We start from the raw sequence: 26,832 nt of genomic DNA on the forward strand, positions 1-26,832 counted from the left end.
CACGTACCGCCCAAGGAAAGCGTTCGTGCCGTCGCACTGGCAGGGGTATCTGCGTGCGCGGCATATCACATGCGGCATTCGCCGGACGCCTGGCGGGCGCGGTATTTCGTTGCACCGGGAGCCATCATGAACGCCACTTACCGAATCGCCATCCTCGCCGGCGTGACTGCGCTCGGCATGACCTCGCCTGCCAGCCGGGCAGAGCAAACCGTCAACGCGACGTTGCTGTCGAACGCGATCCAGCTCGAGACACACAACGTGAAAGCGGGCCGCGTCACGCTTGATGTCAGGAATGCCGCGGACAACAACATGGAACACGAACTCGTCCTGCTCAGGACCGATCTCGCGGACGACGCACTCCCTGTCCGCAAAGGCCAGGTGCTGGAACACAAGTTGAAAAAGATCGGCGAAGTCGAAGACATCGCACCGGGCAAGCGCAAACGCGCGTCATTCACGCTCGTGCCCGGACGCTACGCGCTGATCTGCAACAAGCCGGGACACTATGCTGCCGGTATGCATACCGTGCTTGTCGTCACGCCGTGAATCGCCTGGCCGAACCGAAGGCGCCTGATACCGACGCCGTGCGTGCGGAATAGAAGACTTCGCCACGTCGCGCGGCGTGTGCGTCGTCGACGTGGACACCGCTTCACGTCATCTATCGGCGCGTCCTCTGCGTCAAGCCGATCGATCGGCGCCCGCGCACAGGTCCGCGATTCGCCACACGGAAACCGGCTCAGCCGGCCGCCGCCAGCGCATGGGCAACGCACGTCCGGGCCAGCACGTCGGTCGGGTCGACCAGCGTTGCCCGACTGCCGTTGCGCGTCACGTATTCGCCGCCCGGCAGCAGGATCGGCAATTCGGTACACCCGAGCACGATCACGTTCACGCCTTCGGCGATCAGCGCATCGATTGCGGCACCGATGTCGTCCTCGCACTGTCCGGTCGTGAAGCCGGCCTTGACGCCGTGCGTTCCATAGATCGCTTCCATCACGCGCGCCTGCAAGGCCGGCGCCGGTGCGACCTGACGGAGTCCTTGCGATTCCAGCACCTTCCTGTACACACCGCTTTCGATCGTGCCGGACGTCGCCAATACGCCGACATCGCGGAGCCCCGGATACGTGTCGCGCAGATGGGCGACCGTTACCGTCAGCATGTTGACGATCGGAATGCCGAGGGTCGGCTGGATCCGTTCGACGAAGGCATGCGCGGTGTTGCACGGAATCGCGATGATATCGGCGTCGCCCGCCTCGAGCTGCTTGCAGGTCGCGTACAACGCGATCGTCGGATCCGTGCCGCTACCCACCAGGTTCTCCGTCCGGTCCGGAATCTGCGGATTCTGCTCGACCAGCAGCTTGATATGGTCCTGGTCGCGCGCCGCCGGCGTGTTGCGCACGATCTTGTCCAGGAAATCGACCGTCGCGGCCGGGCCCACGCCGCCGACCACGCCGATCTTGAACGTCGATGCACGGGAGCCGAGCGGCGCCGATACCGCGTACTGCGCGTAGGCGAGATTCGAATCGATCAACGGCACCGGCAACGGGCCGATTTCGTCCGCGACCAGCGCAATCTCGGTCAGCCCCGGAACGATGACCTGCGCGCCCTGATCGACCAGGTCCTCACAGGCTCGGCGCAACAGCTCGACCGGGCGGCCCCCGAGATTGCCGCGCTTGATGCCGTCGGCACCGTAGACGGCTTCGGTCACGAGATCGACGCCATCGTACGAACGCGGATAGACGATGTCGAATGGCGGCGACGGGAAATATGCATCGAAGAGCCGTTTGTCCCGCACGTAGTCGGAAGCGAGCACGCCAATGCGCGTCGCGCCGGGATACTTGCGTTGCACATGGCTGCGAACGGCTTCGACGATATCCACGATAGGCAGCCGCGTATTCGCCTTCAGCTCGTCGATGAACGTGTGGCTCAGAAAGCACGGGAGCACGACCGTCGTCACGCCACGCTGCTCGAACGCCCGGATCATGTCGAACACGTACAGCTTGCGTTCGATGGTCGCCGCACTGCCTGACCCCGCGCCATTGAACGGGTATTGCTCGAAAATCGCTTCGATATGCTCATCGTCGGAAGACGCCGGCGTCGCCTTCACCATCTTGAAGAACACGTCGGCACTCCCCAGCGGCCCGAGACCGCCGACCACGCCGAATTTTTGCCGGGTGTTCACGCTGTCCGTACGCATCATGCATTCAGCTCCGGCTCGTCGAATACGGCGCCGTTCGACTTCACCGCTCGCCGGCCCTCCCACTTCGCGATCACGGCCGTCGCCACACTGTTGCCGATCACGTTCGTCATCGTGCGCCCCATGTCGAGAATCTGGTCGATCGCGAGGACCATCGCGACGCCGGCCACCGGCAAATGGAACATCGGCGCGACCGCCGCGACCACGACCACCGAGCCGCGCGGCACGCTCGCCATTCCCTTGCTGCTCAACATCAGCACCAGCAGCATGAACACCTGCTCCGACAGCGGCATGTGCACGCCGAACGCCTGGGCGATGAAGATGGCGGCAAACGCCTGATACATCATCGAGCCGTCGAGGTTGAATGCGTAACCCAGCGGCAACGTGAAGCCCACCACCTTCTTGTCGACGCCGAACCGCTCGAGCTGCTCGGTCAGGCGCGGATAGGCGGCCTCGCTGCTCGCGGTCGAGAAGGCGATCAGCGCGGGTTCGCGCACGGCCTTCAGCAGGCTCACGACGCGTCGCCCGAGAAACGCATAGCCGGCGCCGATCAGCAGCATCCAGAGGACGAGCAAGCCGAGATAGAACGCGCCGATCAGCTTTCCATACGTGTAGATCACGTCGAGCCCGCGCAGCGTGACCGACGATGCGATCGCACCGAATACGCCGAGCGGCGCCGCGCGCATCACGTAATTCGTCAGGCGCAGCATCACCGGCACCATCCCGTCGATCGACTGGATCACGACGCCGACGCGCCTGTCGTGCTTCAGCGCACTCAGCGCGACGCCGAGAAAGACCGAGAACACCAGGATCTGCAGGATGTCGTTGCGCGCCATCGCGTCGAGCAGACTGGTCGGGAACGCATGCGTGATCACGTCCCGGGCGTTCAGCGCGGCCGTGTTCAAGCCGGTATTGACCTCGCCGGCGGTTTCCGTGAGGTACAGGCCGGCGCCCGGCTGCAGTGCGTTGGCCATGACGAGGCCCAGACTCAGCGAAATCAGCGACGCGCAGATGAACCACCCGATCGAGCGCAGGCCAATGCGCCCGACGTCCTCGCCGCTGTCCATGCCGGCCAGGCCCGACACGAGCGTCACGAACACCAGCGGCGCGATGATCATCTTGATCAGGCGCAGGAAGATGTCGGTGACGATCGAGAAATAGCCGGCAATCGCCTTGAGCGCGCCCGGGTCCGCGATGTGGGTGTGGCAGAGATAGCCGGCGGCGACTCCGAGAATCATGCCGACTGCGATGCTTAAGGTAAGGCGATTTTTCATGTCCATCCGTCCGTGGTGGCACCCGTCCGCCGGAAGGCGGACCGCCGCTGCGATGAAGGCAGCGCGACGCGGGTCATGCGTCACATTTGCCGTTGGAACGAATGGTAGGGACCGTCGATAAAACCGTGATGCCGGTGCAACATGGCGGTATGCGAGCGCCGCATAAGGCGGGAAAACCCTGACTCAGCCGAGCCGCGAAGGCGCCGCGCGCAGGTGCTGCCAGAGGGTGTCCAGGAATTCACTGCGATTCGATCCATCGCGATACACGCGCAGTTCGACGTCGAGGTTCCAGGCCGCCGGCCCGGCCGGCACGAGTTCGCCGGCCGCCAGTTCCGCCGCGATCGCGCTCCGGGGCAGCCACGCGACACCCTCGCCTTCCATCACGAGTTTCTTCAGCACCTCGGCCATGTCGGATTCGTAGTGCAGTTGCAAGGCCGGTGCATCCGGTGCGCGACCGAGCAGCAGCGCGAGGCATCGCCCGAAGTAGCTGGTTTCCGTATAGGAGATCAGCGGCAGCGGATGCTGCTTCGTCCCGGGAAGGCGAAAGGCCGGCGCCGATCGATGGTTGGGCCTACATGCCGGCATCAACGTATCGAGGCCCACGGTCAGGTGTTCGTATTTCACCGGATCGAGATGGAGCGGCAGTTCCGGATGGTGATACGCAAACATCAGCTCGCAGTTGCCGTTGACGAGCATCAGGATCGAGTCGTGGACATTGGTCGGAATGACGCGCGCCCGCACTTCGCCGAAATGCGGCGCGAGCGCCTTGAGCCAGGCCGGCAGGAAACTCAGCGCGATCGTGTGGCCCGCGGCGATCTGCAGGCTCTTGCCGGCGATCCGCTGCTCGGTGCGGATGATGGCACGCGTGTCGAACAGGCGGCTGAGCACGTCTTCGGCCGTCTCGCGGAACAGGCGGCCCGCCGGGGTCAGCACTGGCGGAAAGCTGCTGCGATCGATCAGTTCGGCCCCGATCCACTGTTCGAGCGACTGGATGCGGCGGCTGAAACCCGACTGTGTGACGTTGCGGAACTCCGCCGCCCGGGAAAAGCTTTGATACTGAGCGAGGGCGAGGAAATCCTCGATCCATTTGATTTCCATGTTGGCCTTGGAGGATCGCGGTGGGATCGGCCTGCGCGTCACCGAAGTCAGGGGGATGCGCGGGCCGGCGGACGCTCACATTGTATGTGCTCGATCCGGCGCCTCGCGTCGGCGTTCGCCATGGCGCCCGTGGCCGACCTGAACGTCGTCGTTCTGCATCGTCGCTGACGGGACGATGTTCGCGGGCGACAACGGCGTTTCGGCGGGACGGCCGCCAGCCCGTCCCGCCCTTGCTACGCCTTCTTCGTATAACTGTTGCACCAGCCTTTCGCACTGACCTGCTTGCCGCCGAAAACGGCGCACGCCCCCGTCGCGGCGCCGGCCTTGCCCTGGAAGAACTGGCAATTCGCACAGGTGTCGCCCGCGTGGAACTTCGGGTATTTCGCGTGATCGACCCGGCCGGCATCCGCCTTGTAGCCGAGCGCCTGGGCATTGGCATCGGTTTCCTGCACGACACCGGCCCCGGCATCCGCCGCCGTCGCGCGGCGTCCAACGGCGAGCGAGGAGGCGAGCACGGAGGTGACTGCAATGAAACGTCGACGTGAAAATTTCATGGAATCCTCCCTTCAGGTTTGCATGAACGGATGTCCGGGAAGCGCCGTTCCCCGATGAAGGAACGCCGTCTGCTCCGAATCGGCGCCGGTCGATCGCGCAGGCATCGCGCCCAATCAGGCCAACGCACGATCGACGACGGAATCAGCGAAAGAACAACGCCCGCATCCCGAACGTGTGATGCGCTTCCGCCGCCATCAGCACCATGAGCACGAGCAGGCACAGCGGCGGGATCAGGATCGCGTACACGAGCGCCAGCCGCTCCCACATCATGTGCATGAAGATCGACACGATCAGCCCGGCCTTCGCGATCATCAGCACGACGATCAGTACCCAGCGCATCAGGCCCTGCACGTTGAAGTAGTCGACCAGGTACGACAACGTGCTCAGCACGAACAGCAGGCCCCAGATCTTCAGGTAGAGGCCGATCGGATGCTGCTGGCCGTGCGCGGCGTCGGGTCGATCGGCGGGATCGATGTGCTCCATGGCTGCCTCACCACAAATAGAACAGCGCGAAGATGAACACCCACACCAGGTCGACGAAGTGCCAGTACAGCCCGGCGATCTCGACGATCTGGAAGTTGCCGTGTTCGGTGAATCCCGGCTGCCGGATCTTGCGCGCGATCAGCAGCAGGTAGATCACGCCGCAGGTCACGTGAAAGCCGTGGAACCCGGTGATCGTGAAGAAGCACGCGCCGAACTGCGCCGCGCCGAGCGGGTTGCCCCAGGGCCGGATACCTTCGTGGACGATCAGCTTGGTCCATTCGAGGGCCTGCATCGACACGAAGCTCGCGCCCAGTAGCGCCGTCGCGAGCAGCAGCGCGCCGGCGCGCCTGGCGTTGCGCCGGTAGCCGAAGTTGACCGCCATCGCCATGGTGCCGCTGCTGGTGATCAGGATGAACGTCATGATGGCAATCAGCAGCAACGGCACATCCAGGCCGCCCACCGTGAGCCCGAACACCTTCGACGTGTCGGGCCACGGCGCCGTGGTCGACATGCGCACCGACATGTAGCCGATCAGGAAGCTGCTGAAGACGAAGGTGTCCGACAGCAGGAAGATCCACATCATCGCCTTGCCCCACGGCACCCGGAAGGCTTCGCGGTCGGACGACCAGTCCGTGACGATGCCACGCCAGCCGTCGGGCCGCGCGTCGGCGGTCGGCACCGCAGACGATTCGGCAGCGGATTCGGTGTGGACGGTGGGCGCTGTCATGGCGCGGCTCCGTATAGCGGCCCGCAGACGGCCGCGACGATTCCGGGGGTCAACCACCACATCGCCGCCAGCAGCACGAGCCAGACTGCGAGCAGGAAATGCCAGTACAGCGCGCACAGCGCGATCGCCCGTTGGGCCCGGAACGGATCCGCGCGTCGGAGCGGCGCGATCGTCACGCCCCACGCCACCAACCCGCCCAGCACATGCAACCCGTGCAGGCCGGTCAATAGGTAGAGGAAGCTGTTGGACGGATTGTCGGTGACGGTCTGCCCGGCCGCCGACAGCATGTGCCACGCAACCAGTTGCCCGATCACGAACACGGCCGCCAGTACGCCGCCGGATACCAGCCACACCGTGCGGTACGGGCCTATCCGCCGGGCTCGCTGCATCGCGATGCTGGCCAGCGCCAGCGCGCCGGTGTTCCACCATAGCAACGCCGGATGCGGGATCGGTTGCCAGTCGGGTTCGCGCATGCGCATCGCATAAGCGAGCAGCAGCAGCGAAAACAACGTCGTCGCCACCGCCATGAACACGACCAGGCCGGTGCGGCCCGCATTCGGCAAACCGGGTGGCGCATCGGGAACGAACGGGCGCGGCAGCGTGGTCATTTGTGTGTCTCGCCGGGGTGGAGCGTCGGGTGGGCCGCCGCGGGTTCGGGCACCGTCGCGGGCGGCTGGTTTTGCGGCACGAAATCTTCCTCCTGCCCCGGCGGACTGTATTCGTATGCCCAGCGGTAGACGACGGGAAGCGTCGGGCCCCAGTTGCCGTGCACGGGCGGCGTTTGCGGCGTCTGCCATTCGAGCGTGGTGGCTCGCCACGGGTTGCCGCCCGCAAGCCGGCCGTGGCGGAGGCTCCACGCGAGGTTGAACAGGAACAGCAGCTGTGCCACCGCGACGATCAGCGCGACGATCGTGATGAACGTATTGAGCGTCTGCGCCGAATGCGGAATGAAGCTGTAGCCCTGATACGCGTAATACCGCCGCGGCATGCCCAGGACGCCGAGATAGTGCATCGGGAAGTAGATCGCGTAGGTGCCGACGAAGGTGATCCAGAAGTGCGCGCGCCCGAGCGTGTCGTCGAGCATGCGGCCCGTCACCTTCGGATACCAGTGATAGAGGCCGCCGAACACCACGAGGATCGGCGACACGGCCATCACCATATGAAAGTGCGCGACGACGAAGTACGTGTTCGACAGCGGGATATCCACGCTCACGTTGCCGAGGTAGAGCCCGGTCAGCCCGCCCAGCACGAAGGTGCTGACGAAGCCGATCGCGAACAGCATCGGCACGGTCAGGTGGATATCGCCGCGCCACAGTGTCAGCACCCAGTTGTAGACCTTGAGGGCGGTCGGGACGGCGATGATGAGCGTCGTGGTGGCGAAGAAGAAACCGAAGTACGGATTCATGCCGGCGATGAACATGTGGTGCGCCCAGACCACGAAGCTCAGCGCGCCGATGATCACGATCGCCCACACCATCATCCGGTAGCCGAAGATGCTCTTGCGCGCGTGCGTGCTGATGAGATCCGACGCGATGCCGAAGGCCGGCAGCGCGACGATGTAGACCTCCGGATGCCCGAAGAACCAGAACAGGTGCTGGAACAGCAGCGGGCTGCCGCCGGCATGCTTCAGCGTCTGCCCCATCGACACCACGGCCGGGATGAAGAAACTGGTGCCGAGCGTCCGGTCGAACAGCATCATCACCGCCGACACGAACAGCGCCGGAAACGCCAGCAGCGCCATGATGGTCGCGATGAAGATGCCCCACACCGTGAGCGGCATGCGCATCAGCGTCATGCCGCGCGTGCGTGCCTGCAGCGTGGTGGTCACGTAGTTGAGGCCGCCCATCGTGGCCGCGACGATGAAGATCGCCAGCGACACGAGCATCAGCACGATGCCCCATTCCACGCCCGGCGTGCCCGGGAGGATCGCCTGCGGCGGATACAGCGTCCAGCCCGCGCCGGTCGGCCCGCCCGGCACGAAGAAGCTCGCCACCAGCACCAGCACGGCCAGCAGGTAGACCCAGTAGCTCAGCATGTTGAGAAACGGGAACACCATGTCGCGCGCGCCGAGCATCAGCGGGATCAGGTAGTTGCCGAAGCCGCCCAGGAACAGCGCCGTCAGCAGGTAGATCACCATGATCATCCCGTGCATGGTGACGAACTGGTAGTAGTGGTTCGCGTCGATGAACGAAAACTTGCCCGGAAAGCCGAGCTGCAGCCGCATCAGGTCTGACAATACGAGGCCGACCAGGCCGATCGCGATGGCCGTCAGTGCGTACTGCACGGCGATGACCTTGTGGTCCTGGCTCCACACGTAGCGGGTCCAGAAGCTGTGCGGGACGTGGTCGGTGTGCGCGTAGGTCATGGCGTGTGCTCCGTCTGATTCGTCCGTTCCGCTAGGGCTGGGCCGCGGTGCCGGCGGGCGTCCCGCCTTGCGCCTTGATATAGGCCACCAGCGCGGTCAGTTCCTGCTCGCTCAGGTCGAAGTGCGGCATGATCGGCGAGAAGCCCTTCACGACACGGGCCGTCGGATTGCGAATGAACGCGCGCAGATAGGCTTCGTCCACCTTCGCGGTGCTGCCGTCGGCCATCGTTTCGGTCTTGCCGTACAGGCCCTTCCAGGTCGGGCCCACGAGCGGGCTGCCGTCCACGGTGTGGCAGGCGACGCAGCCCTTGGCCGCCGCGAGCGTCTTGCCCAGGTTGGCCAGCGCCTGCGCGCTGCCGCCCGCGGCGGCCGGCGCGGCCTGCACGTGGGCCATCTGCTGCTGCGCGAACGTGGTCTGCTGCGCCAGCCAGCGCGAGAACGCGGCTTCGTCTTCCACCACCACCACGCCGCGCATGCCGGCGTGCCCGATCCCGCAGAGCTGCGCGCACAGGATGTCGTAGCGCCCTGCCTTGGTCGGCGTGAACCAGAAGGTGGTCACCATGCCCGGCACGATGTTCATCCGCGCCCGGAACGGTGGAACGTAGAAGTCGTGCAGCACGTCGCGCGACCGTGTCAGGACCTGGACCGGCCGGTTGAGCGGCAGGTGCACCTCGGGACTTTCGATCAGGTAGTTGTCACGGCCGTTCGGGTCGGCGGGGTTCAGGCCGAACGGGTTGTCGTTGCTGATGTAGCGCACGTCGGTCGTGCCCAGCTTGCCGCCGGGCCCGGCGAAGCGGAAGCGCCATTGCCATTGCTGACCGAGCACCTCCATCTGCAGTACGTTGCGCGGCGGCCGGATGTAGTCCGCGTAGACGAACAGGCCCGGCGCGAGCAACGCCGCCACGCCGACGATGGTCAGGCCGATCAGCCACCATTCCAGTTTCCGGTTGTGCGGTTCGTAGGCCGCCCGGTGCCCGCTGCGGTGGCGATAGCGCACCAGGGCGACCACGATGAACAGGTTGATGGCGATGAAGAATGCGCCGGTGATGACGAGCGTGATCGTCAGCATGTCGTCCATGCGCACCCAGTTCGACGCGATCGGCGTGATCCACCACGGGCTGGCAAAGTGAAACCCCACCGCCAGCACGATGATCAGGACCAGGGCAATCGCAAGGACCATAGGCCGCCTCGCTGCATGTCACTCACCGGCGCCGCCGACGCCCGGCTCCATATCGCCCGCGGGCGCCGCGTGTTCACGCTCGGCGCGGCGGGAAACGCGATGTGTCAGTCGTCCGCGTTCTGCTTGCGCAATCGCTCCAGCCTGCCGTAGGTGATGGCCGCAACCACGCCGAACAACAGGTTGGCCAGCAAGGGTCCGGAACCCCGCTCGGAGACGAACCACGGGAACACGGCCGTCATCACGTAGAAGTTCCACCCATACGCGACGATCCCGAACGCCAGCCCGATCGCGGCTTCCATGCCCACGCTCGAATCGAGGCGGAAAGGCGCCATGATCGCGGCGAGCATCATCCCCATGATCGCGCCGAGCACGTAGTGCAACAGCAGCGCCATCGCCACGATTTCGAGGTTGAATTGCGTCATCTGGCCGAGCGCGCTGCGGCCCATCACCATCGCTGCGATCTTGTGGGTCGGTTGCCACGGGCTCGAGCCGAGCACCAGGGTCGACCAGATGAATTCCAGCGCGATCACCAGCGCGCCGCCCGCGAGACCGGCCACGGCAGCGGCGACCCAGTCGGGCGTACGACGCTCCCAATGGTGCGATTGAATGTGCAGTTCCATACGACCTCCTTGTTGACGCTTCGACGTCGGCGCTTCGGTTCCAAAGGCGTCACGCGCGTCGGGCCTGCGTCGCCTGCGCGATCCGGCATGGCGGACAGGGTTGCCTGCGCGACGTGTGCACGACCCGCTCCACGCGCGGCCCGCGGTCGCGGCCGTACGCTCGACGAAACGCGACGATGCAACCGGGTGTCGGGCAGGCCGGCTTGCTGTCGCGCGTCAGGGGAAGATCGGTGACGTAGGTTCGGCGCCTTCCAGGTCCGCCTTCGGAAAATGCTGAGCGACCATCTCTTCGATTTCCTGCTCTCGCAATGCCGGCACGTCGGCCATGATCAGGATCTGGCCTGCCTGGATCGCCTCGCGAAATCGCTGGAGTCGCGCGTTCGGTTCCGAGATGCCGATCATCGCGGCGGTCCACGCCCCGAAACCCGCACCGGCCAACGTCAATCCGACGACGGCACCGCCCGCGATCACGAGCTCCGCCGGAGGAAATACGAGCGCGACGAGGCCGATCAGCGCACCGGCCGCGCCGCCGAGCGCGACGCCGCGCTCGAGTGCATGCACGACATCGCTGCTTTGCAGCAACGATGCTTCGGGCAACTGATCGAGTGTGACGCTGTGGTCGGCGAGCACGTGGATATGGCGCCAGACGATGCGTGCGCGCAATAGATCATCGACGATGGCCTTCGCCATCTGGGTATCAGGTACGAGGAAATAAAGGCGTCTCATGTTGGCACCCCTTTTCTTGCCATCAACGCGTCCACAATGTCTTCTATTCTATGTCAGCATCGGCGACGCGCTAGGTGCATACGCGCCACGGACGGGGTCGCATGCGGGCATTCGGCGCGCGTGGCAGGTGGGGTTGAAGCACGGTGGTGATCGTCGATCACGATCGATCGATGCGGGGGCCCGGGACATTCGCCCCCGATGGGCGCTATCCGCGTTTGCGCAACGGCGCCAGCAAGTCCCGCAGGCCGTTGTGGTCGATCTCGTGCATCAGCGCGAGCTGCCGGCCGATTTCGCCGCGCGGAAACCCTTCGCGCGCCAGCCAATTGAGGTAAGGCCCGGGCAGGTCGGCAATCAGCCGGCCTTTGTATTTCCCGAAGGGCATGGTGACGGTGACGAGGTGTTCGAGGTCTGGATTTTGCATGCGGTATTGTGCACGGCTTTTCGGTCCTGTCGCAGACCTCGCGAAAAGGACTCAGCGAACTGCCTGCGCCCCTTTTCTCGCCTGCTAGACTGGAATTCCCCCCTGCACACGATGGAGGGAATCATGTTGTCCGTCTACGTCGTGAAGACCGGCGAGCAGTTCCTCTGCACCGCCGAGGATGGCGATATCGGCATGGCGCCGGCAGTCGAGGATGCCACGTCGTTTGGTTCGTATGAGGAAGCGGAAAAGGCGGCGCACGTGCATGCCGACCCCGGATACGAAATCGTCGCCGTCTGCGTGATCAGGCACTGACAGGGCGCCCGCTGTCGGGCACCCGGCGACGAGATGCGGCTCGCAGTTCCGCCGGCGCCATGCGACATGGGTGGCGCGATGGGCTTTGCCCGGAATTTCCCGGGAACGGATTGCGTGTCGAGATTCTCACGAGGAAATCGCCGCGCGCGTCGGCAGTCCCGCCGTGTGCGCTCCGCCGCAACGCGCCTTTCCTGAAACGCGTGGCATCCGGCGCGCATTCCCCGTATGGGGCGCGGCGAGGACTCGGAGCGTCGTTGCTCCGCTTTTATCGTCTGGGCCCTTTCATGCCCTCCGACTCCATGGCCGCATGCCACTCCTCATTCGCCTCGATCGGGTCCATCGCTTCGTCGACCGAGGCCGTCGCGCGCTCGGCGGCCGCTCTGGCTTCGTCTGCCGGGGAGGCAAAATCATCGTCGCCTTCGCGATCGCCATCACTGTCACCGTCGCTCGGGGGATGCAGCATGTCCTTGAGCATCGCACTCAACTCCGACGTGTCCCATGGCAGCCCACGCCGAATCCGATCCTTGATGTAGTGCCTCACTTCCGCGTCCTGCTCCACGGTCAGCGGCAGCCCTCGGAAGGTGCTTTGGGGGCCAGCGTCGATCATCGCTTTCTCCTGTTTCTAGGGCATTTTCAGTGTACTCGCCATTGCGAGCACATGAGCAGCGATTACGATGCGCTTGCGGCGGATCAAACGTGTGGGCTCGACGGGCGAGCGGCTGCGCATTTCGGGACCGTTGTCCGACAGGCTGCGCTTGCAGCCAAGCATGGGGCGCCGCCCCTCGCATCGGGCGGCATTCGTCCAACGACGGACATCCCGCCTTGCACTGAGACGGACATGTGTGCGTCCGCTCCGCCCGCATAACGGGCTGTCTCGTGCCGATAAACTCAATTGGGGCGTAGGCCTTGATTGCCGCTCATCCAGTCGTTCAGGGGGAAGAAGTGACAGCCTCCACCGCCACGAGCAGGGTATTCGCTGCTATCCGCCGAACGCAACGACGATCTCTTCGATCGTCACGCGGATGCGCGCCGTATGCCGCAGATCCTGATGCGTGACGAGCCAAACCTCATACGACGCGTCGTTGGTACGGTCCGGCCAGATCCGCACAAGGCCGTCTCGTTCGCCCATCGGCACGGGTATCTCGCTGATGCCGAGCCCTGCCTTGAGTGCCGCGCGCAACGTCAGGTTCGTGTTCAGCCGTGCGACGATGCGGCCGTCCGTCAGCGGTTCCCCGACGAACGCCGGCACCCGCGCCTTGGCGAAATACGGCTGGTAGACGACGAGATCATGCCCGGCGAACCGCTCGCCCGGCACCGGGTCGCCATGGCGCCGCACATAGTCGGGCGACGCGAACAGCCCCACTTCCCAGCGCGCCAGGCGGCGGGCGAGCAGGTCCGGATTTCGGGGCTTGACGGTCCGGATCGCGATGTCGGCTTCGCGCTTCGCGAGATTGAGGAGCAGGCTCGTCGTGTCGAGCATCACCGATACGTCCGGATGCTTCGCATGCAGGCGCGCGAGGGCCGGCATCACGAACTCGTGGGCCAGCGCATCCGTCGTCGATAGCTTCACCTCGCCGGCGAGCCGCTTGTCCACGCCTTGCGTGTGGCGCACGAGATCGTGTGCGGATTGCTCCATCGCCTCGGCTGCACGGATCGCGATCCTGCCGACCGGCGTGAGCTCATAGCCGTTCGACGTACGCAGGAACAGCGTCGCGCCGAGCGCGTGCTCGAGCGCCGCAAGCCTGCGGCCCACGGTGGCCTGATCGATGTCGAGCGCGCGGGCGGCGGCCCGCAAGGTCCTTTCCCGATGGAGCGCGACGAAGATGCGCGCGTCGTCCCAGTTCATGTCGCCCCCGGCGTGATGCAAATTTGCATCATACGTCCAGCAATTCGCTGCACGTCAAGCGCAGGCTGCGCGACTACACTTTTTTCAACCGATGCGGCGATTCGGCGGGTCGCTCGAATCCGCGGCGCATCCGGCATTTTAAAAAGGATGAAGTTGTGTCACACGAAACGAAAGGCATTCCCGCGGCGATGACCGCGATCGACATTACGCGGCCGGGCGGCCCGGATGTGCTGGCACCCGTGCAGCGTCCTGTTCCCGCGCCGGCCGACGACGAAGTGCTGATCCGCATTCATGCGGCCGGCGTGAACGGTCCTGACGTGCTGCAGCGCAAAGGGTTGTACGATCCGCCACCGGGCGCGTCGGACATTCCCGGGCTCGAAATCGCGGGTCACATCGTGTCCGTCGGGCGCGATGTGACCCGGTTCGCGGTCGGCGATCTCGTCTGCGCGCTGGTGCCGGGGGGCGGCTATGCGGAGTACGCCGTCGCGCACGAGAGCAACACGCTCGCGGTTCCCGATGGTCTCACGATGGTCGAGGCGGCCGCGCTCCCCGAAACCTTTCTGACGGTATGGCTGAACCTGTTCCAGCGCGGCAAGTTCAAGGCTGGCGAAAGCGTGCTGATCCATGGCGGCGCATCGGGGATCGGCACCACGGCGACGATGCTCGCGAAGGCGTTCGGCGCCTCGAAGATCATCACGACGGTCGGCTCCGACGCGCACCGCACCGCAAGCATCGCGCTAGGTGCCGATGTCGCGGTTAACTACCGCAACGAGGATTTCGTCGAGGAAGTCATGCGCGCGACGGATGGGCGCGGCGTCGACGTGGTCGTCGATATCGTCGCCGGTGATTACGTCGCGCGGAATTACGCGGCGGCCGCGATGAACGGCCGCATCGTGCAGATCGGCGTGATCAAGGGGCCCGCGCCAGCACTCGACCTGTTCCCGATGCTGGCGAAGCGCCTCATGCACATTGGCTCGACGCTGCGCTCGCGCACGCACGAGGAGAAGGCGGAGCTGATCGAGGATCTCAAGCGATCGGTGTGGCCGCACATCCGGCGTGGCGCGGTGAAGCCCCTGATCTATCGGACCTTCGATCTCGACGATGCGCGCGGCGCGCATGCGCTGATGGACTCGGGCACGCATATCGGCAAGATCGTGCTGACGACCCGGGCGGCAGGCGTAGACTGACGCGCAGCTCCGGCCACCTGACTTGCCATTACTCACCTCTCCGATCAGAACCATGACTGATGCACGCTACCACTACTACGAACCGTCACAAGGCCATGGATTGCCGCACGATCCATTCAATTCGATTGTCGGTCCAAGGCCCGTCGGATGGATTTCCACGCGCGGCAGCAACGGCATGCTGAATCTCGCGCCATACAGCTTTTTCAACGCCTTCAACTACCATCCGCCGATCATCGGCTTCTCGAGCATCGACGCGAAGGACAGCCTACGCAACGTGCAAGAAACGGGGGAGTTTGTGTGGAACCTCACCACACGCGATCTCGCCGAAAAGATGAATGCAACGTGCGCAATGGTGCCTTACGAAGTCGACGAGTTTGAAGTGGCCGGGCTGACCCCCGCTCCGTCCCGGCAAGTCGCCGTTCCACGCGTGGCGGAGAGCGGTGTCAACTTCGAATGCAAGCTCACCGATGTGATCCAGCTTCGCGATCACAAAGGCACGCCTGTCACCACATGGCTCGTGCTGGGAGAAGTCGTGGCTGTTCACATTCGCCAGGACTTGCTTAAAGACGGCACCTTCGACACCTTCGGCGCAGGCATCATTCTTCGGGCAGGCGGCCCATCGGCCTATGCGCTCGTCGCACCCGAGAGTCGATTCGATATTGGGCGCCCGCCCGGGGCGAATCCCCCCGTCGCACGATGACGGAGATGGCGCAGTCGGCTCGTGAAGGGCCGTTGGACCTCGGAAGCTGCGTTGACTTGATCCCGGGCCAAGCGGCTGTTGAGGGTCGAAAGTGCCTGTTCGCCGAGCCTGACAGCAGACGTTTGGAACTATACTGGGCAACCAGGAGGCTTCCATGACCGATCACGACAGACTGCATCCACTCCGTCCGCTCCTGAAAAATTGGGTTTGGGAGCATGGTCGAATCGGGACTCGCTATCTGGACTGCGTTGATGGCGAAATCAGGTTTGACGAGGGCAAGAAGTCGCATTTCGCGGCCGAGAAATATATCTATGTGCCCCTTGGCAAGGGCGCTGAAGACGATGCATCCGCGGAGGGGCCTGCGATCCACGACGCTGGACTTGCCCGTTTTTTGCGGGCCGCTCAGTTGGTTACGCCGGAGGAAGCCGGTTCTGCAGCGGATGTCCAGCGCGCGGTGCAGGACTGCGTGGAGATTGGCCTGTTCAGCGCATATCAATGGGACGCTCGAAAGGCGTTTGCCCGATACGCGCAGGAACCCATGTTCGATGACGAGATCCGCGCGGCGGTTGTCGATGACATCCGGCGTATTTACGCCGGCATGCGGGATCAACTGGCGCTGTACGATTTCAGTGTGCTCCACGGCTTGCCCATGCCGCTGCTGATCGGCGACACGCCCTTCATCGACTGGCGCGTGCGTGCCAGTCCGGCACTTCCGTTTGTATCGCTCCCGCTGGGTCCTTACTGCCTGCTGGTAGGCGCGCCGTCAGGCAGGAAAAGCCGCATCGCCCCGGTCGTCTGGAAGGCCGCTGCCGCGATGGGCCCGTTGAAGGATCACAACCGCCAGATCGAGGAGCAGGCACGTCTGTGGCTGGTGGCGACCACGGATGACCAACTCGTCGCTGCGCAAAATCGCATTGCTGCGGCCGCAGGCGCCAGGCAAGGGAATGTGAAACCCTGACCGAAGTTCACCTTGAGCGGATCGTCGGCGGTGGCTGAGTGATGAGCGGTAGTCCGGTTGCCTCGTCGGGCGGTTACTGCCTGCAAATATCGCCGGATCACCGGGTTTCCCTGTTTTGCCGTACGTTGCAACGGGTAACGTCGCCGTGCGGCCACCAACAGTCAGTCAAATAACACATTGAATGACCGTTCAGGGCGTGCTTTCGGCCACCGATCACTTTCGGCATCGTGAAGACCGGCAGACCACCTGCCATTCTCCGAGGTGTGATTCAGCGCCCTGCGTCGTATCGTCCGGCTCGAACCATTCGGGCCAGGAGCAGGCTGGCGGCATGGAAGAACACGTGCGCGGGCGCTGAGCGCAGGAAAGCATTCAACCCGCGCCATGCGCGGCGATGTTGCGATATTGCCCTTTGAAATACAGCAACGGCTGCGTAGCAGCAGCTTCCTGCAGATCCAGCGCCTTCACTTCACCGATCACGATCAGGTGATCGCCCGCGGCGTGTTCGGCATAAATTTCGCAATCGAGCCAGTGAAGGCTGCCGGTAATGATCGGATTCCCCAGCGGCGATTCCTGCCATTCGACGTCGTGCCATTTGTCCGTGCCGCGCCGAGCGAATTGGTTGGAAATCCCGACTTGTTCGTCCGACAGGATATTGACGACGAACCGACCTGCCCGGCGAATGCCTGGATAGCTGGCCGAACTGGACATGACGCTGAACGACACCAGCGGCGGGCTCATCGACACGCTGTAGAAAGACTGGCAGGTGAAGCCGACCGGCTCGCCGTCGACGTGTGATGCAATCACCGTGATACCGGATGCGTAATGGCCGAGCGCTTCGCGAAAGCTCGAAGGCTCGATGGCCGTGCTGGAAAGTGACATGGTAGATACCGAATACTGGGTGCGGTTCGGAAAGGTCAAGGCGGTGTATTCCGACAGATTCAGGGAGCCGTTTCAATGCACTCCCTGAAATCCACACGGCCTTCAATTTCCCGATCACTACGTCCGACGTCAGTTCGGAACTAGTTCGAGAGTTCCTTGCGAACGATTTCCGCACCCGCGCTCAAGGCACTCAGCTTGCCTCTCGCGACTGCGCGCGACAAGGGAGCCATGCCGCAGTTGGTGCAGGGATAGAGCTTGTCGGCATCCACGAACTGAAGTGCTTTTCGCAACGTACCGGCGACTTCCTCGGGGGTTTCAATGGTATCGGTCGCCACATCGATGGCCCCGACCATCACCTTCTTGCCCCGAATGAGTTCGATCAGATCCATCGGAACGCGCGAGTTGTGGCATTCCAGCGAGACCATGTCGATACTGGATTTTTGCAGCTTGGGGAAGGCTTCCTCGTATTGCCGCCACTCCGACCCCAGCGTCTTCTTCCAGTCCGTATTGGCCTTGATGCCATAGCCATAGCAAATATGCACGGCGGTTTCACACTTGAGACCTTCGATCGCTCGTTCCAGGGTCGCGACGCCCCAATCATTCACCTCGTCGAAGAAAACATTGAAAGCGGGCTCATCGAATTGAATGATATCGACGCCGGCAGCCTCCAGTTCCCTGGCTTCCTCGTTCAGGATCTTTGCGAACTCCCAGGCCAGTTTTTCGCGACTCTTGTAGTGATCGTCGTACAGCGTATCGATCATGGTCATCGGACCCGGCAACGCCCATTTGATGGGCTGCGTGGTTTGCTGGCGCAGGAACTTGGCATCTTCAACGAAAACCGGCTTCGGTCTTGCCACCGCATCAACGACCGTCGGCACGTTGGCGTCATAGCGATCGCGAATTCGAACGGTCTTGCGGTTCTCGAAATCGACGCCGCTGAGGTGCTCGATGAACGTGGTCACGAAATGCTGGCGCGTTTGCTCGCCGTCACTGACGATATCGATGCCCGCATGTTGTTGCTCTTGCAACGACAGTCGCAACGCATCCTGTTTGCCCTCGACCAGCCCCTCGTCTTGCAATTTCCACGGTGACCAAAGTGTCTCGGGTTGTGCGAGCCACGAAGGTTTAGGCAAACTGCCGGCGGTTGAAGTGGGTAGAAATTTTTTCACGGTAGACGACCTTGCGTTTTTGTTGGTCAAAGAGCGTAGTCCGCAGACCACTGCTCAAGAACGGTCTGGTATGGCTTGATAAATTGCTCTTCAACAAACCTGCCCTGTTCGATAGCCAACCGGCTACGCTCTTCCCGATCGTAAACAATTCGAGTGAGCGAAAAATCCTGATGCTTCAAACTCGGTTGGTAGGATTTTCCTGCCGGAGAATTCGCATTGTAAATTTCGGGACGGTAAATTTTCTGGAAAATATCCATCGTGCTGATGGTGCCGATGAGCTCCAGACTGGTGTAATCATTCAGCAAATCACCGGTAAAATAAAAAGCCAGCGGCGCGACGCTATTCGGCGGCATGAAATAGCGCACCTTCATTCCCATTTTTTCGAAATACTCGTCAGTCAAGGAATACTCGTCCTGCCGGTATTCGATACCCAACACAGGGTGCCGATTTGCAGTCTGATGATAGGTCCTGCTACTCGAAACGCTCAGGCATATAACGGGCGGTTTCGTGAAATTATCCGTGTAGGCGCTCGACTTCACGAAAGACTTGAACAGATTCCCGTGCAGGTCCCCAAAATTCTCCGGCGTGCTGAAGCCGTGCCGATCCTTGTTGTGCTCCAGCAATACCACACTGAAATCGTAATCTCGCACATAAGAGGAAAAATTATTCCCTGCGATGCCTTCAATGCGTTTGTTGTTTTTTCGATCGAAAATATTCGTTTTCAATATTTCGATCAAGGGCAGCGCGGCGCCACTCCTTTCACCGCCGATATTCATTTCGACCGAAATGATTTCAAGCTGGACGGCATAACGATCGCCTTCAGGGTTGTCCCAATGCGCCAACGCATTGAAGCGATTGTCGATCATCCTGAAGGTATTGCGCAAATTCTCCTGACGACTCTTTCCTCTGGCGAGGTTGGCAAAATTGGTCGTGATGCGCGTATTGTCCGAAGGCTGATAGTCTTCATCGAAACGGACACTTTTAATAGCAAATGTAAACTCTTTAATCGTCATGATCTTGCGCTCCGATTCCCGGAATGAAAACCGCATCTGATCCATGCCTTTCGATGCGGCTCGCTTTTCTGTTCCGACGCTTTGCTCAGTAGTCTCATTGGCCTCGACATTCGGACGAATGCGACGTTGGGCCATGGCCGACTGGATATGAATCGATTTCAACCAACCATGAGCGATGCTCACGGTGCGTGCGTCTGGTTCACATCGGAAGAAAAGTAACTGGCAGCGATGATATAGTTTCCGTTGCATGAATAAAAATGGATTTATTTCATGCAAACATTAAATTTGCTCATGGAGTGGTCGATGCTGGATCGCAATCATCTGATGGTTGTGCGGGAAGTGGAGCGGCAGGGCTCGCTCACGGCCGCCGCCGATACGCTCAATCTCACGCAGTCGGCGCTCAGCCATGCGGTGAAGAAGCTGGAGCAGCAGCTCGGCACGCCCGTGTGGACGCGCGAAGGGCGTAGCATGCGGCTCACGCAGGCCGGACAGTACCTGCTGAGCCTCGCGAACCGGTTGCTGCCGCAATTCGAACTCGCCGAGGAGCGCATGAGGCAGTACGCGCAGGGCGAGCGCGGCACGTTGCGGATCGGCATGGAATGCGCGCCGTGCTATCAATGGCTGCTGAAGGTGGTGTCGCCGTATCTCGCGCACTGGCCGGATGTCGATGTCGACGTGAAGCAGCGCTTCCAGTTCGGCGGCATCGGTGCGTTGATCGGCTATGAAATCGACGTGCTCGTCACGCCCGACCCACTCAAGAAGCCCGAATTGCATTTTGAGCCGGTGTTCGATTACGAGCAGGTGCTGGTGGTTGCCGATGATCACCCGCTGGCCGGAGAAGCGTATGTCACGCCGGAACAGCTGACGCACGAGGTGCTGATCACGTATCCCGTCGAAACGGACCGGCTCGATATCTACACGCAGTTCCTCACGCCCGCGAACAGGGTGCCGAAGCGCCACAAGGTGATCGAGACGACCGACATCATGCTGCAGATGGTGGCGAGCGGCCGTGGCGTGGCGGCATTGCCTCGCTGGCTCGCGGAAGAATATGCGGGCTGGATGCCGCTTACCCCCGTGCAACTTGGAAAGAAGGGGATCGCGAAGCAGATTTTCCTCGGCACGCGCAAGACCGATGACGACGTCGATTATCTTGCGGCGTTTGTAAAGGCTGCGCGGGAGTGGAAATGGGCGGAAGCGAAGATGCGAGACTAGTTTTGCATCGGGACATGAACAAAACCAATCGCTACCGCAACGGGTCGCTTTCCGCGCCTTCGTGCTTGTCGACCCGCGCTGCAGTCGAACCCGTTTCAGCCACGCGACCATTGCCGCCCCGCACCCCGGCCGCCGTCTCTCACTTCCCTTTTCACGCAGCAGCACCGGGCATCGCTTGCGCCCTATGCAGCTACACGTTGGCAGGCGCCGATGAACCCACGACATCGGCACCCGTCAACCGGCCCGCATGCCGTCGCGCCGCATCGTCGTCCAGACGACGGCGGCACCGCACACGCGCGTCGTGACGCGTTGCCGGACCCGACCGCCAGCGTCCCCGGACGGCACCGCTGTCGCAAGCGAGCCGTCCGGTTGCGACGGCCACGCCTGCGGCAAGCCGGTGGCTACGTCTTACTTCTGCAGCGAGATTTCCACGCGGCGATTGCGCGCCCGCCCTTCGGCGGTCTCGTTCGACGCGGCCGGGTTGGTTTCTCCATGCCCCGACGCCGCGAACGAATCCGCCTTCAGCCCGTGTTCGCGCAGATACCCCGCGACGGCATCGGCGCGGCGCTTCGACAGTGCCTGGTTGTGTGCATCCGAGCCGGTCGAGTCGGTATAACCGTCCACTGCCACGCGCGAGAAATGCTTGTCGCCCTGCTGGTTCAGCAGCGTGTCGAGCGCGGCGGTGGCGGCGGACGTCAGCACGGCGGAGTCGGTCGCGAAGTACGCATCGCCGGTCAGGCTCACCTTCTCGACCGCGGCGGGCGCCGGCGCGGCCGCCGCGGCGACCGGCGCGGGTGCCGCACCGCACTGGAACACCATCGAGTGCGGATCGGCGCCGTCGCGGTACGGTGTCGTGGAATCAACCGTGCGCACGGCCTCGTTGCCGCACATGCGCGTGGCGACCTTCATGCAGGTATTGGCGCTCGACAGGATGCCGTGGCAGTCGACGCGGAACGTCCGGATGCCGTCGCGGGGTTGAAGTTCGTACGCGTTGTACGTCGGCCCCGATGCGCTCGAACAGGCCGCGAGGGAAACGACGGACGCCAGCAGTGCAAGATGAATGTTTTTCACTTGATTACTCCGAAAATGCGAGGGGCGCAGCGCGGGCGGCGCAATGGCGCAGCCGCCTCCGCGTGCGTGTGCGTTCGACGCGGTCCGCCCCGGCAGTGCGTGCCGGCGCGAACCGCGGCGCGCGATTACTTCCACTGATACAGCATGCCCGCGCCGACGACGCGCTGGCTGCCGGCGAAGCCGCCGTTGAGCGTCGCCTTCAGGTTTTCCGTGACGCGCGCCTGCACGCCGACCGCCATGGCCTTCTGCCCCTGGAACGTCGCCGTGCCGACCCCCATCGCGAAGTTCGAGTCGCGGTCCATGTGCGGGATCGACGCCATCGCGGCGGTGGCCGCGATCCCCTCGCGTGCCATCGAATCGGTCTGCTGGATCTGCTGCTGCATCTGCGTGAGCTGGTTATTGACCGTGTTCAGCGACTGCGTGAACTGGTTCGACACCGCGTTCAGCTGGTTCACGTTCACCGCATCCGTGCCCTGCGTACCGGCCGCGACGTTGACCACCTGGCGCGCCGATTCCGCCGAACCGACCGCGACGACGTTCGAGCGGCCGCCGTCGTTGCTGCCCGTGCCGATCGCGGTCGAGTTGTTGCCGGCTGCCGTCGCGCCCACGCCGATCGCGCTGGAGCCGTTGCCCGATGCGAGCGCATTGTTGCCGACCGCCGTGCTGTTCGAGCCCGATGCCACCGCCCCCGAACCACCCGCCGACGAATTCGGGCCGGTCGAACCCGGCGGCACGTTCGTGCCGGCCGGGTTCGTCGTGTATTGGCCGCCGAGGTTGGTCGTGCGCTGGTCGATCAGCGTCGTCAGCTGGTTCGCGACCGAATCGAGCTGCGACACGTTCACCGCGTCGGTGCCGCTCTTGCCGGCCGCGAGGCCCGTGATCTGCCGGTTGCCGATGTTCACTTCGCCGGCCGACGATTGCGGGCTGCTCAGCCCGTACGCTACGTAGTTCGTCAGCGCGCCGACCGTCGTCAGCGAACCTGCGCCCAGTGCCACGCTGTTCGCGAACGTCGCGGACGCACCGGCGCCCAGCGCGAGCGCATCGGTTGCGTTGCCGAGCGCGCCGGAACCCAGCGCGACGCTGCCCACGCTGACCGCCTTCGCATTTGCGCCTTGCGCGACCGACTGCGCGCCCAGTGCCGTCGCGCCACTGCCGAGCGCGATCGCGTCGGCCTGCGCGGAACTCGCCGCCTGCCCGATCGCGACGCCGCCCGGGGCGGTCTGGTCGACGATTGCGCCGTTGCCGATGCCCACGCCGTTGTCGCCGTTGACGACCGTCGTCGGCCCCACCGCGACCGATTCCGCGCCGACGGCGAGCGAGTCGGCCGCCGTCGAATTCGCGTGGAAATACTTCTGGCCCGTGACCGCGAACGACTGCAATGCACCGGCCAGCTGCCGCACAGTCACCGCATCCTGCTGCCCGGTGCCGTCCGCGACGTTGGTGATCTGGCGATACGTCTTGCTGGTCGCGTCGCCGACCGATACCGCGCCGAGCAGCGTCTGGTCCGTCGTGTTGAACGGGATCGATGCGGTGCCGTTGCGGAGGATGCCCGACGACGGCGTCGTCGCGCGGTCGGATACCGACCCCGACCCGAGCGCGATGCTGCCGTCCACCTTCGAGATCGCATTCGGGCCGATCGCGACGCTGTCGACGCCGACCGCCTGGCTGTCCGGCGCGGTCGAGTTCGCGTGGAAATACTTGATGCCGTGCGCGTTGATGTTGTCGATCGCCGAGCCGACGTTGTTGTTGATCGTCGTCGAACCGTCGCTGTTGTACGTCACGTACGACGGAGCCGAAATCGTGCCGGTCGTCGGATCGTAGGTGGCCCCGCCGCCGATCGCGCCGGCCGTGCTGTTGCCGAGGTTGGTGTTGTTGTTGGCGATCGAGCTGAGGCCCGTCGACAGCGAGCTGATGCCGGTCGACGTGGCGGTCGACAGCGACGTCAGGTTGCTGTTCGTCGAACTCAGGCCGGTGGACAGCGAATTGATGCCCGTCGAGGTCGATGTGGACAGCGACGTGATCGAGCTGTTGGTCGAGCTCAAGCCGGTCGACAGCGAGCTGATGCCCGTGGACGTCGACGTGGACAACGACGTCACCGTGCTGTTGGTCGAGCTCAGGCCGGTCGACAGCGAGCCGACGACGGTCGAGGTCGACGTGGACAGCGACGTGACCGTGCTGTTGATCGAACTCAGGCCGGTGGACAACGAGCTGATGCCCGTCGACGTCGACGTGGACAGCGACGTCACCGTGCTGTTGGTCGAGCTCAGGCCGGTCGACAGCGAACTGATGCCCGTGGACGTCGACGTCGACAACGATGTCACCGTGCTGTTCGTCGAGCTCAAGCCGGTGGACAACGAGCTGATGCCCGTGGACGTCGACGTGGACAGCGACGTCACCGTGCTGTTGGTCGAACTCAGGCCGGTGGACAGCGAGCCGACGACGGTCGAGGTCGACGTCGACAGCGACGTGACCGAACTGTTGGTCGAACTCAGGCCGGTGGACAGCGAGCTGATGCCGGTCGAAGTCGACGTGGACAGCGACGTGATCGCACTGTTGGCCGACGACAGGCCGGTAGACGTCGAGGTCGACAGCGACGTGACCGCGCTATCCGTCGAGCTCAGGCCCGTCGACAGCGAACTGATGCCGGTCGATGTCGACGTCGACAACGACGTGATCGCGCTGCCGACCGTCGACAGCCCCGTCGAGGTGGAAGTCGACAGCGACGTCACCGCGCTGTTGGTCGAACTCAGCCCGGTCGACAACGAGCTGATGCCCGTCGACGTCGACGTGGACAGCGACGTCACCGTGCTGTTGGTCGAACTCAGGCCGGTGGACAGCGAACTGATGCCGGTCGACGTCGACGTCGACAACGATGTCACGGTGCTGTTCGTCGAACTCAAGCCGGTGGACAGCGAACCGATGCCCGTCGACGTGGACGTCGACAGCGACGTCACCGCGCTGTTGGTCGAGCTCAGCCCGGTCGACAGCGACGACACGCCGGTGGACAACGACGTGATGCTCGATGCGGTCGACGTCGACAGCGAATCGAGCGCCGTGTTCGTCGCGGCGAGCTGCGACCCGTTGATCGCATCCGTGCTCGACGAATCGACGCGTCCGGCCGCGACGTTGGTGATCTGGCGTTCCGCGTTCGGCGCGCCGACGCTGACGACGCTGGTCGGATTCGTGCCCTTGTAGTTATACGTAATGCCACCGAGCGTTCCGGTCGCGGTCGGATGCGGCACGTCCGTCACCGAACCGGAGCCGAGCGCGACATCGTTCGCATTCGTCGCGACGGCCGACGCGCCGAATGCGACCGCACCGGCCGCCGCCGCGGTCGACGTGTTGCCGAACGCGAGCGAGCCGGTGCCCTGCGCATTGTTCGAATTGCCGATCGCCACCGCGCCGTTGCCGTTCGCGGTGTTGTTCGAACCGAGCGTGACCGCGCCGGTGCCGATCGCGCTGCTCGGATCGCCGATCGCGACCGCGCCGTTGCCGCTGACGGTCTGGCCAAAGCCGAGCGCGACGGCGCCCGTGCCGCCCAGCACCTTCGACAGGTTGCCGCCGGCGATCGAACCCGCGCCGGCGGTTGCCGCGACCGAGTTGCTGTCGCCGATGGCCACGGTCGACGTCGCCGCCGCCACGCTGTTGATGCCGACTGCGGTCGCATTGGTGGCAGACGCCGTCGCACCGGGCCCCAGTGCGCTCGCCGACACGCCGGTCGCAAGCGCGAGATTACCGAGCGCGGTCGCGAACTGCTGCGTCGCGGTCGACTGCACACCCATCGCGATCGAGCTGACCCCCGACGCATTCGCGCTCAGGCCGAGCGCCAGCGCCGAATTGGCGCCGGCCGTCGTATTCGAGCCCAGCGCGATCGAACTGGTGCCGAGCGACTGCGTGCCCGAGCCCGGTACGCCGGCCGTCCCGCCCCAGCCGATCGCGATCGACGACGTGCCCTTCGCACCGCTGTTCACCCCCATCGCCACGCCCGAATTGCCGGAAGCCAGCGCGCCGCTGCCCACGGCAACGGCGGCCGCGCCCGAGCTGGTCGATTGGTTGCCGAGGGACACCGAGCCCGTCAGGTCCGCATGCGATGCATAGCCCAGCGCGACGCTTTGCGCGCCGGCGGCGCTCGCCCCGAGGCCGAGCGCCGCCGCGTACTGGCCGGAGGCCAGCGCATTGTTGCCGAGCCCGATGGCCGACACACCGGTCGCGGCCGCACCGCTGCCCATCGCCACCGACCCGCTTTGCGTCGCGCTCGACAGGTTACCGATGGCAACCGAGTAGTTGCCCGAACCGATCGCCTGCACGCCCATCGACGCGCTGTTGACGCCGGTCGCCTGCGCATTGATGCCGACAGCCGTCGAGCCGTCGCCCATCGCATGCGCGCCCGGGCCGAGCGCCGTGGCCGACAGCCCCTGCGCCGTCGCCAGATTGCCCAGTGCGGTGGAGTTCTGCTGCGCGGCACTCGAGCCGATGCCGATCGCGATCGACGTGATGCCGCCAGTGGCCGTGCCGCCATCCGGGTTGTACTGCGCATGCGCACCGGCATGGAACAGCGCGAGGTACGCGGACGCCATCAGCACGGTGAGCCGCCTGAGCGACGGAGCCGCAGGCGTGCCCGCGCGTACCGCAGCCCCTTCGTCCACGGCACGCTCCGGCGCGCCACGCGACGACGCAACGCGCTTGCCGCGCGCCCGATCAAGCTCCGAAGCCGCAACCCAGGCTCCCAATGCTTCGTTCCAGATCGACTTGAACGACTTGTTCATCTTGTCTTCCCTCGGTTCTCATGTGCTGGATGACGCAACGGAGAACACGGCAGCCGGCGAGAACGTTCTCTGCACATTC

25 protein-coding genes are annotated in these 26,832 nt (G+C 64.1%); 6 read left to right on the plus strand and 19 right to left on the minus strand.

The window, feature by feature from the left end; genetic code table 11:
• Positions 1 to 126 precede the first annotated feature (126 nt).
• Positions 127 to 543, plus strand: coding sequence for a plastocyanin/azurin family copper-binding protein (locus CFB50_RS33690; protein ID WP_089448797.1), 417 nt, complete (start codon positions 127 to 129; stop codon positions 541 to 543).
• Between the two features lie 190 nt (positions 544 to 733).
• On the opposite strand, the gene CFB50_RS33695 is transcribed toward CFB50_RS33690, so the two are convergent.
• The 12 genes from CFB50_RS33695 to CFB50_RS33750 all read right to left on the minus strand — a co-directional run bounded on the left by CFB50_RS33695 (position 734) and on the right by CFB50_RS33750 (position 11,640).
• Positions 734 to 2,194 carry an aspartate/glutamate racemase family protein gene (locus CFB50_RS33695; protein WP_373452987.1) on the minus strand — a complete coding sequence of 487 codons (1,461 nt, stop codon included), beginning with the start codon at positions 2,192 to 2,194 and terminating at the stop codon, positions 734 to 736.
• Positions 2,191 to 3,465 (minus strand): dicarboxylate/amino acid:cation symporter, encoded by a 1,275-nt coding sequence (locus CFB50_RS33700; RefSeq protein WP_089449048.1) that lies wholly within the window; start codon positions 3,463 to 3,465, stop codon positions 2,191 to 2,193. The genes CFB50_RS33695 and CFB50_RS33700 overlap by 4 nt, the downstream gene beginning before the upstream one ends.
• 183 nt (positions 3,466 to 3,648) lie before the next feature.
• On the minus strand, positions 3,649 to 4,563 hold the full coding sequence (locus CFB50_RS33705) for a LysR substrate-binding domain-containing protein (protein WP_089448798.1): 915 nt from the start codon (positions 4,561 to 4,563) through the stop codon (positions 3,649 to 3,651).
• A 233-nt stretch (positions 4,564 to 4,796) separates the two neighbouring features.
• A complete protein-coding gene (locus CFB50_RS33710) occupies positions 4,797 to 5,117 on the minus strand; it encodes a high-potential iron-sulfur protein (protein WP_089448799.1) in 321 nt (106 codons plus the stop codon).
• A gap of 142 nt (positions 5,118 to 5,259) precedes the next feature.
• Positions 5,260 to 5,601, minus strand: coding sequence for a cytochrome C oxidase subunit IV family protein (locus tag CFB50_RS33715; protein ID WP_069249680.1), 342 nt, complete (start codon positions 5,599 to 5,601; stop codon positions 5,260 to 5,262).
• Between the two features lie 7 nt (positions 5,602 to 5,608).
• On the minus strand, positions 5,609 to 6,328 hold the full coding sequence (locus tag CFB50_RS33720; RefSeq protein ID WP_089448800.1) for a heme-copper oxidase subunit III family protein: 720 nt from the start codon (positions 6,326 to 6,328) through the stop codon (positions 5,609 to 5,611).
• Positions 6,325 to 6,936, minus strand: a complete 612-nt coding sequence (locus tag CFB50_RS33725; RefSeq protein WP_089448801.1) for a cytochrome c oxidase subunit 3 — start codon at positions 6,934 to 6,936, stop codon at positions 6,325 to 6,327. The genes CFB50_RS33720 and CFB50_RS33725 overlap by 4 nt, the downstream gene beginning before the upstream one ends.
• A complete protein-coding gene (gene ctaD / locus CFB50_RS33730; RefSeq protein ID WP_069249683.1) occupies positions 6,933 to 8,693 on the minus strand; it encodes a cytochrome c oxidase subunit I in 1,761 nt (586 codons plus the stop codon). Before ctaD ends, CFB50_RS33725 begins: the two co-directional genes overlap by 4 nt.
• Positions 8,694 to 8,724: 31 nt before the next feature.
• Entirely contained in the window at positions 8,725 to 9,873 is a 1,149-nt protein-coding gene (locus CFB50_RS33735; protein WP_089448802.1) for a cytochrome c oxidase subunit II, read from the minus strand.
• A 104-nt stretch (positions 9,874 to 9,977) separates the two neighbouring features.
• The gene (locus CFB50_RS33740; protein WP_069249685.1) at positions 9,978 to 10,493 is read right to left on the minus strand and encodes a hypothetical protein; all 516 of its coding nucleotides are present in this window, start codon (positions 10,491 to 10,493) and stop codon (positions 9,978 to 9,980) included.
• Positions 10,494 to 10,709: 216 nt separating this feature from the next.
• Complete coding sequence (locus CFB50_RS33745; RefSeq protein WP_069249686.1) at positions 10,710 to 11,219, minus strand: DUF1269 domain-containing protein; 510 nt, start codon at positions 11,217 to 11,219, stop codon at positions 10,710 to 10,712.
• A gap of 205 nt (positions 11,220 to 11,424) precedes the next feature.
• Complete coding sequence (locus tag CFB50_RS33750) at positions 11,425 to 11,640, minus strand: DUF3820 family protein (protein ID WP_011350052.1); 216 nt, start codon at positions 11,638 to 11,640, stop codon at positions 11,425 to 11,427.
• A gap of 123 nt (positions 11,641 to 11,763) precedes the next feature.
• Between CFB50_RS33750 and CFB50_RS33755 the strand changes: the two genes are divergently transcribed.
• Positions 11,764 to 11,952 (plus strand): hypothetical protein, encoded by a 189-nt coding sequence (locus CFB50_RS33755; RefSeq protein WP_069250279.1) that lies wholly within the window; start codon positions 11,764 to 11,766, stop codon positions 11,950 to 11,952.
• Between the two features lie 265 nt (positions 11,953 to 12,217).
• Here CFB50_RS33755 and CFB50_RS33760 read toward each other — a convergent pair whose 3' ends face one another.
• Positions 12,218 to 12,559 carry a hypothetical protein gene (locus CFB50_RS33760; RefSeq protein WP_089448803.1) on the minus strand — a complete coding sequence of 114 codons (342 nt, stop codon included), beginning with the start codon at positions 12,557 to 12,559 and terminating at the stop codon, positions 12,218 to 12,220.
• A gap of 372 nt (positions 12,560 to 12,931) precedes the next feature.
• Complete coding sequence (locus CFB50_RS33765; RefSeq protein WP_089449049.1) at positions 12,932 to 13,798, minus strand: LysR family transcriptional regulator; 867 nt, start codon at positions 13,796 to 13,798, stop codon at positions 12,932 to 12,934.
• 188 nt (positions 13,799 to 13,986) lie between these two features.
• On the opposite strand from CFB50_RS33765, the gene CFB50_RS33770 reads away from it, so the two are divergent.
• The 3 genes from CFB50_RS33770 (at position 13,987) to CFB50_RS33780 (ending at position 16,643) form a co-directional block, all read left to right on the plus strand.
• Entirely contained in the window at positions 13,987 to 14,985 is a 999-nt protein-coding gene (locus CFB50_RS33770) for an NAD(P)H-quinone oxidoreductase (RefSeq protein WP_089449050.1), read from the plus strand.
• A gap of 52 nt (positions 14,986 to 15,037) precedes the next feature.
• Positions 15,038 to 15,685 (plus strand): flavin reductase family protein, encoded by a 648-nt coding sequence (locus tag CFB50_RS33775; RefSeq protein ID WP_069249689.1) that lies wholly within the window; start codon positions 15,038 to 15,040, stop codon positions 15,683 to 15,685.
• A gap of 154 nt (positions 15,686 to 15,839) precedes the next feature.
• Positions 15,840 to 16,643 (plus strand): hypothetical protein, encoded by an 804-nt coding sequence (locus tag CFB50_RS33780; protein ID WP_089448804.1) that lies wholly within the window; start codon positions 15,840 to 15,842, stop codon positions 16,641 to 16,643.
• A gap of 369 nt (positions 16,644 to 17,012) precedes the next feature.
• Here CFB50_RS33780 and CFB50_RS33785 read toward each other — a convergent pair whose 3' ends face one another.
• The 3 genes from CFB50_RS33785 to CFB50_RS33795 all read right to left on the minus strand — a co-directional run bounded on the left by CFB50_RS33785 (position 17,013) and on the right by CFB50_RS33795 (position 19,704).
• Entirely contained in the window at positions 17,013 to 17,561 is a 549-nt protein-coding gene (locus tag CFB50_RS33785; RefSeq protein WP_256979394.1) for a flavin reductase family protein, read from the minus strand.
• 101 nt (positions 17,562 to 17,662) lie between these two features.
• Complete coding sequence (locus CFB50_RS33790) at positions 17,663 to 18,691, minus strand: methionine synthase (protein ID WP_089448806.1); 1,029 nt, start codon at positions 18,689 to 18,691, stop codon at positions 17,663 to 17,665.
• Positions 18,692 to 18,717: 26 nt separating this feature from the next.
• Positions 18,718 to 19,704: a DUF1852 domain-containing protein gene (locus CFB50_RS33795; protein WP_089449051.1), complete on the minus strand. Its 987-nt coding sequence runs from the start codon at positions 19,702 to 19,704 to the stop codon at positions 18,718 to 18,720.
• A gap of 303 nt (positions 19,705 to 20,007) precedes the next feature.
• On the opposite strand from CFB50_RS33795, the gene CFB50_RS33800 reads away from it, so the two are divergent.
• Entirely contained in the window at positions 20,008 to 20,916 is a 909-nt protein-coding gene (locus tag CFB50_RS33800; protein WP_069249693.1) for a LysR family transcriptional regulator, read from the plus strand.
• A 408-nt stretch (positions 20,917 to 21,324) separates the two neighbouring features.
• Here the strand turns inward: CFB50_RS33800 and CFB50_RS33805 are convergent, their stop codons facing one another.
• Together CFB50_RS33805 and CFB50_RS33810 are read right to left on the minus strand one after the other, a co-directional pair.
• Positions 21,325 to 21,987: an OmpA family protein gene (locus tag CFB50_RS33805; RefSeq protein WP_089448807.1), complete on the minus strand. Its 663-nt coding sequence runs from the start codon at positions 21,985 to 21,987 to the stop codon at positions 21,325 to 21,327.
• 125 nt (positions 21,988 to 22,112) lie between these two features.
• Complete coding sequence (locus CFB50_RS33810; protein ID WP_089448808.1) at positions 22,113 to 26,753, minus strand: YadA-like family protein; 4,641 nt, start codon at positions 26,751 to 26,753, stop codon at positions 22,113 to 22,115.
• Between the last annotated feature and the right edge of the window lie 79 nt (positions 26,754 to 26,832).

Source organism: Burkholderia sp. AU33423, from assembly GCF_002223135.1.
In the GTDB taxonomy this organism is placed as follows: Bacteria; Pseudomonadota; Gammaproteobacteria; order Burkholderiales; family Burkholderiaceae; genus Burkholderia; species Burkholderia lata_D.

Excerpts from the sequence above, each read along its gene's own strand:
- CFB50_RS33690 (WP_089448797.1), top strand. The coding sequence starts at position 127 with ATGAACGCCACTTACCGAATCGCCATCCTCGCCGGCGTGACTGCGCTC.
- CFB50_RS33695 (WP_373452987.1), bottom strand. The coding sequence starts at position 2,194 with ATGATGCGTACGGACAGCGTGAACACCCGGCAAAAATTCGGCGTGGTC.
- CFB50_RS33700 (WP_089449048.1), bottom strand. The coding sequence starts at position 3,465 with ATGAAAAATCGCCTTACCTTAAGCATCGCAGTCGGCATGATTCTCGGA.
- CFB50_RS33705 (WP_089448798.1), bottom strand. The coding sequence starts at position 4,563 with ATGGAAATCAAATGGATCGAGGATTTCCTCGCCCTCGCTCAGTATCAA.
- CFB50_RS33710 (WP_089448799.1), bottom strand. The coding sequence starts at position 5,117 with ATGAAATTTTCACGTCGACGTTTCATTGCAGTCACCTCCGTGCTCGCC.
- CFB50_RS33715 (WP_069249680.1), bottom strand. The coding sequence starts at position 5,601 with ATGGAGCACATCGATCCCGCCGATCGACCCGACGCCGCGCACGGCCAG.
- CFB50_RS33720 (WP_089448800.1), bottom strand. The coding sequence starts at position 6,328 with ATGACAGCGCCCACCGTCCACACCGAATCCGCTGCCGAATCGTCTGCG.
- CFB50_RS33725 (WP_089448801.1), bottom strand. The coding sequence starts at position 6,936 with ATGACCACGCTGCCGCGCCCGTTCGTTCCCGATGCGCCACCCGGTTTG.
- ctaD (WP_069249683.1), bottom strand. The coding sequence starts at position 8,693 with ATGACCTACGCGCACACCGACCACGTCCCGCACAGCTTCTGGACCCGC.
- CFB50_RS33735 (WP_089448802.1), bottom strand. The coding sequence starts at position 9,873 with ATGGTCCTTGCGATTGCCCTGGTCCTGATCATCGTGCTGGCGGTGGGG.
- CFB50_RS33740 (WP_069249685.1), bottom strand. The coding sequence starts at position 10,493 with ATGGAACTGCACATTCAATCGCACCATTGGGAGCGTCGTACGCCCGAC.
- CFB50_RS33745 (WP_069249686.1), bottom strand. The coding sequence starts at position 11,219 with ATGAGACGCCTTTATTTCCTCGTACCTGATACCCAGATGGCGAAGGCC.
- CFB50_RS33750 (WP_011350052.1), bottom strand. The coding sequence starts at position 11,640 with ATGCAAAATCCAGACCTCGAACACCTCGTCACCGTCACCATGCCCTTC.
- CFB50_RS33755 (WP_069250279.1), top strand. The coding sequence starts at position 11,764 with ATGTTGTCCGTCTACGTCGTGAAGACCGGCGAGCAGTTCCTCTGCACC.
- CFB50_RS33760 (WP_089448803.1), bottom strand. The coding sequence starts at position 12,559 with ATGATCGACGCTGGCCCCCAAAGCACCTTCCGAGGGCTGCCGCTGACC.
- CFB50_RS33765 (WP_089449049.1), bottom strand. The coding sequence starts at position 13,798 with ATGAACTGGGACGACGCGCGCATCTTCGTCGCGCTCCATCGGGAAAGG.
- CFB50_RS33770 (WP_089449050.1), top strand. The coding sequence starts at position 13,987 with ATGACCGCGATCGACATTACGCGGCCGGGCGGCCCGGATGTGCTGGCA.
- CFB50_RS33775 (WP_069249689.1), top strand. The coding sequence starts at position 15,038 with ATGACTGATGCACGCTACCACTACTACGAACCGTCACAAGGCCATGGA.
- CFB50_RS33780 (WP_089448804.1), top strand. The coding sequence starts at position 15,840 with ATGACCGATCACGACAGACTGCATCCACTCCGTCCGCTCCTGAAAAAT.
- CFB50_RS33795 (WP_089449051.1), bottom strand. The coding sequence starts at position 19,704 with ATGACGATTAAAGAGTTTACATTTGCTATTAAAAGTGTCCGTTTCGAT.
- CFB50_RS33800 (WP_069249693.1), top strand. The coding sequence starts at position 20,008 with ATGCTGGATCGCAATCATCTGATGGTTGTGCGGGAAGTGGAGCGGCAG.
- CFB50_RS33810 (WP_089448808.1), bottom strand. The coding sequence starts at position 26,753 with ATGAACAAGTCGTTCAAGTCGATCTGGAACGAAGCATTGGGAGCCTGG.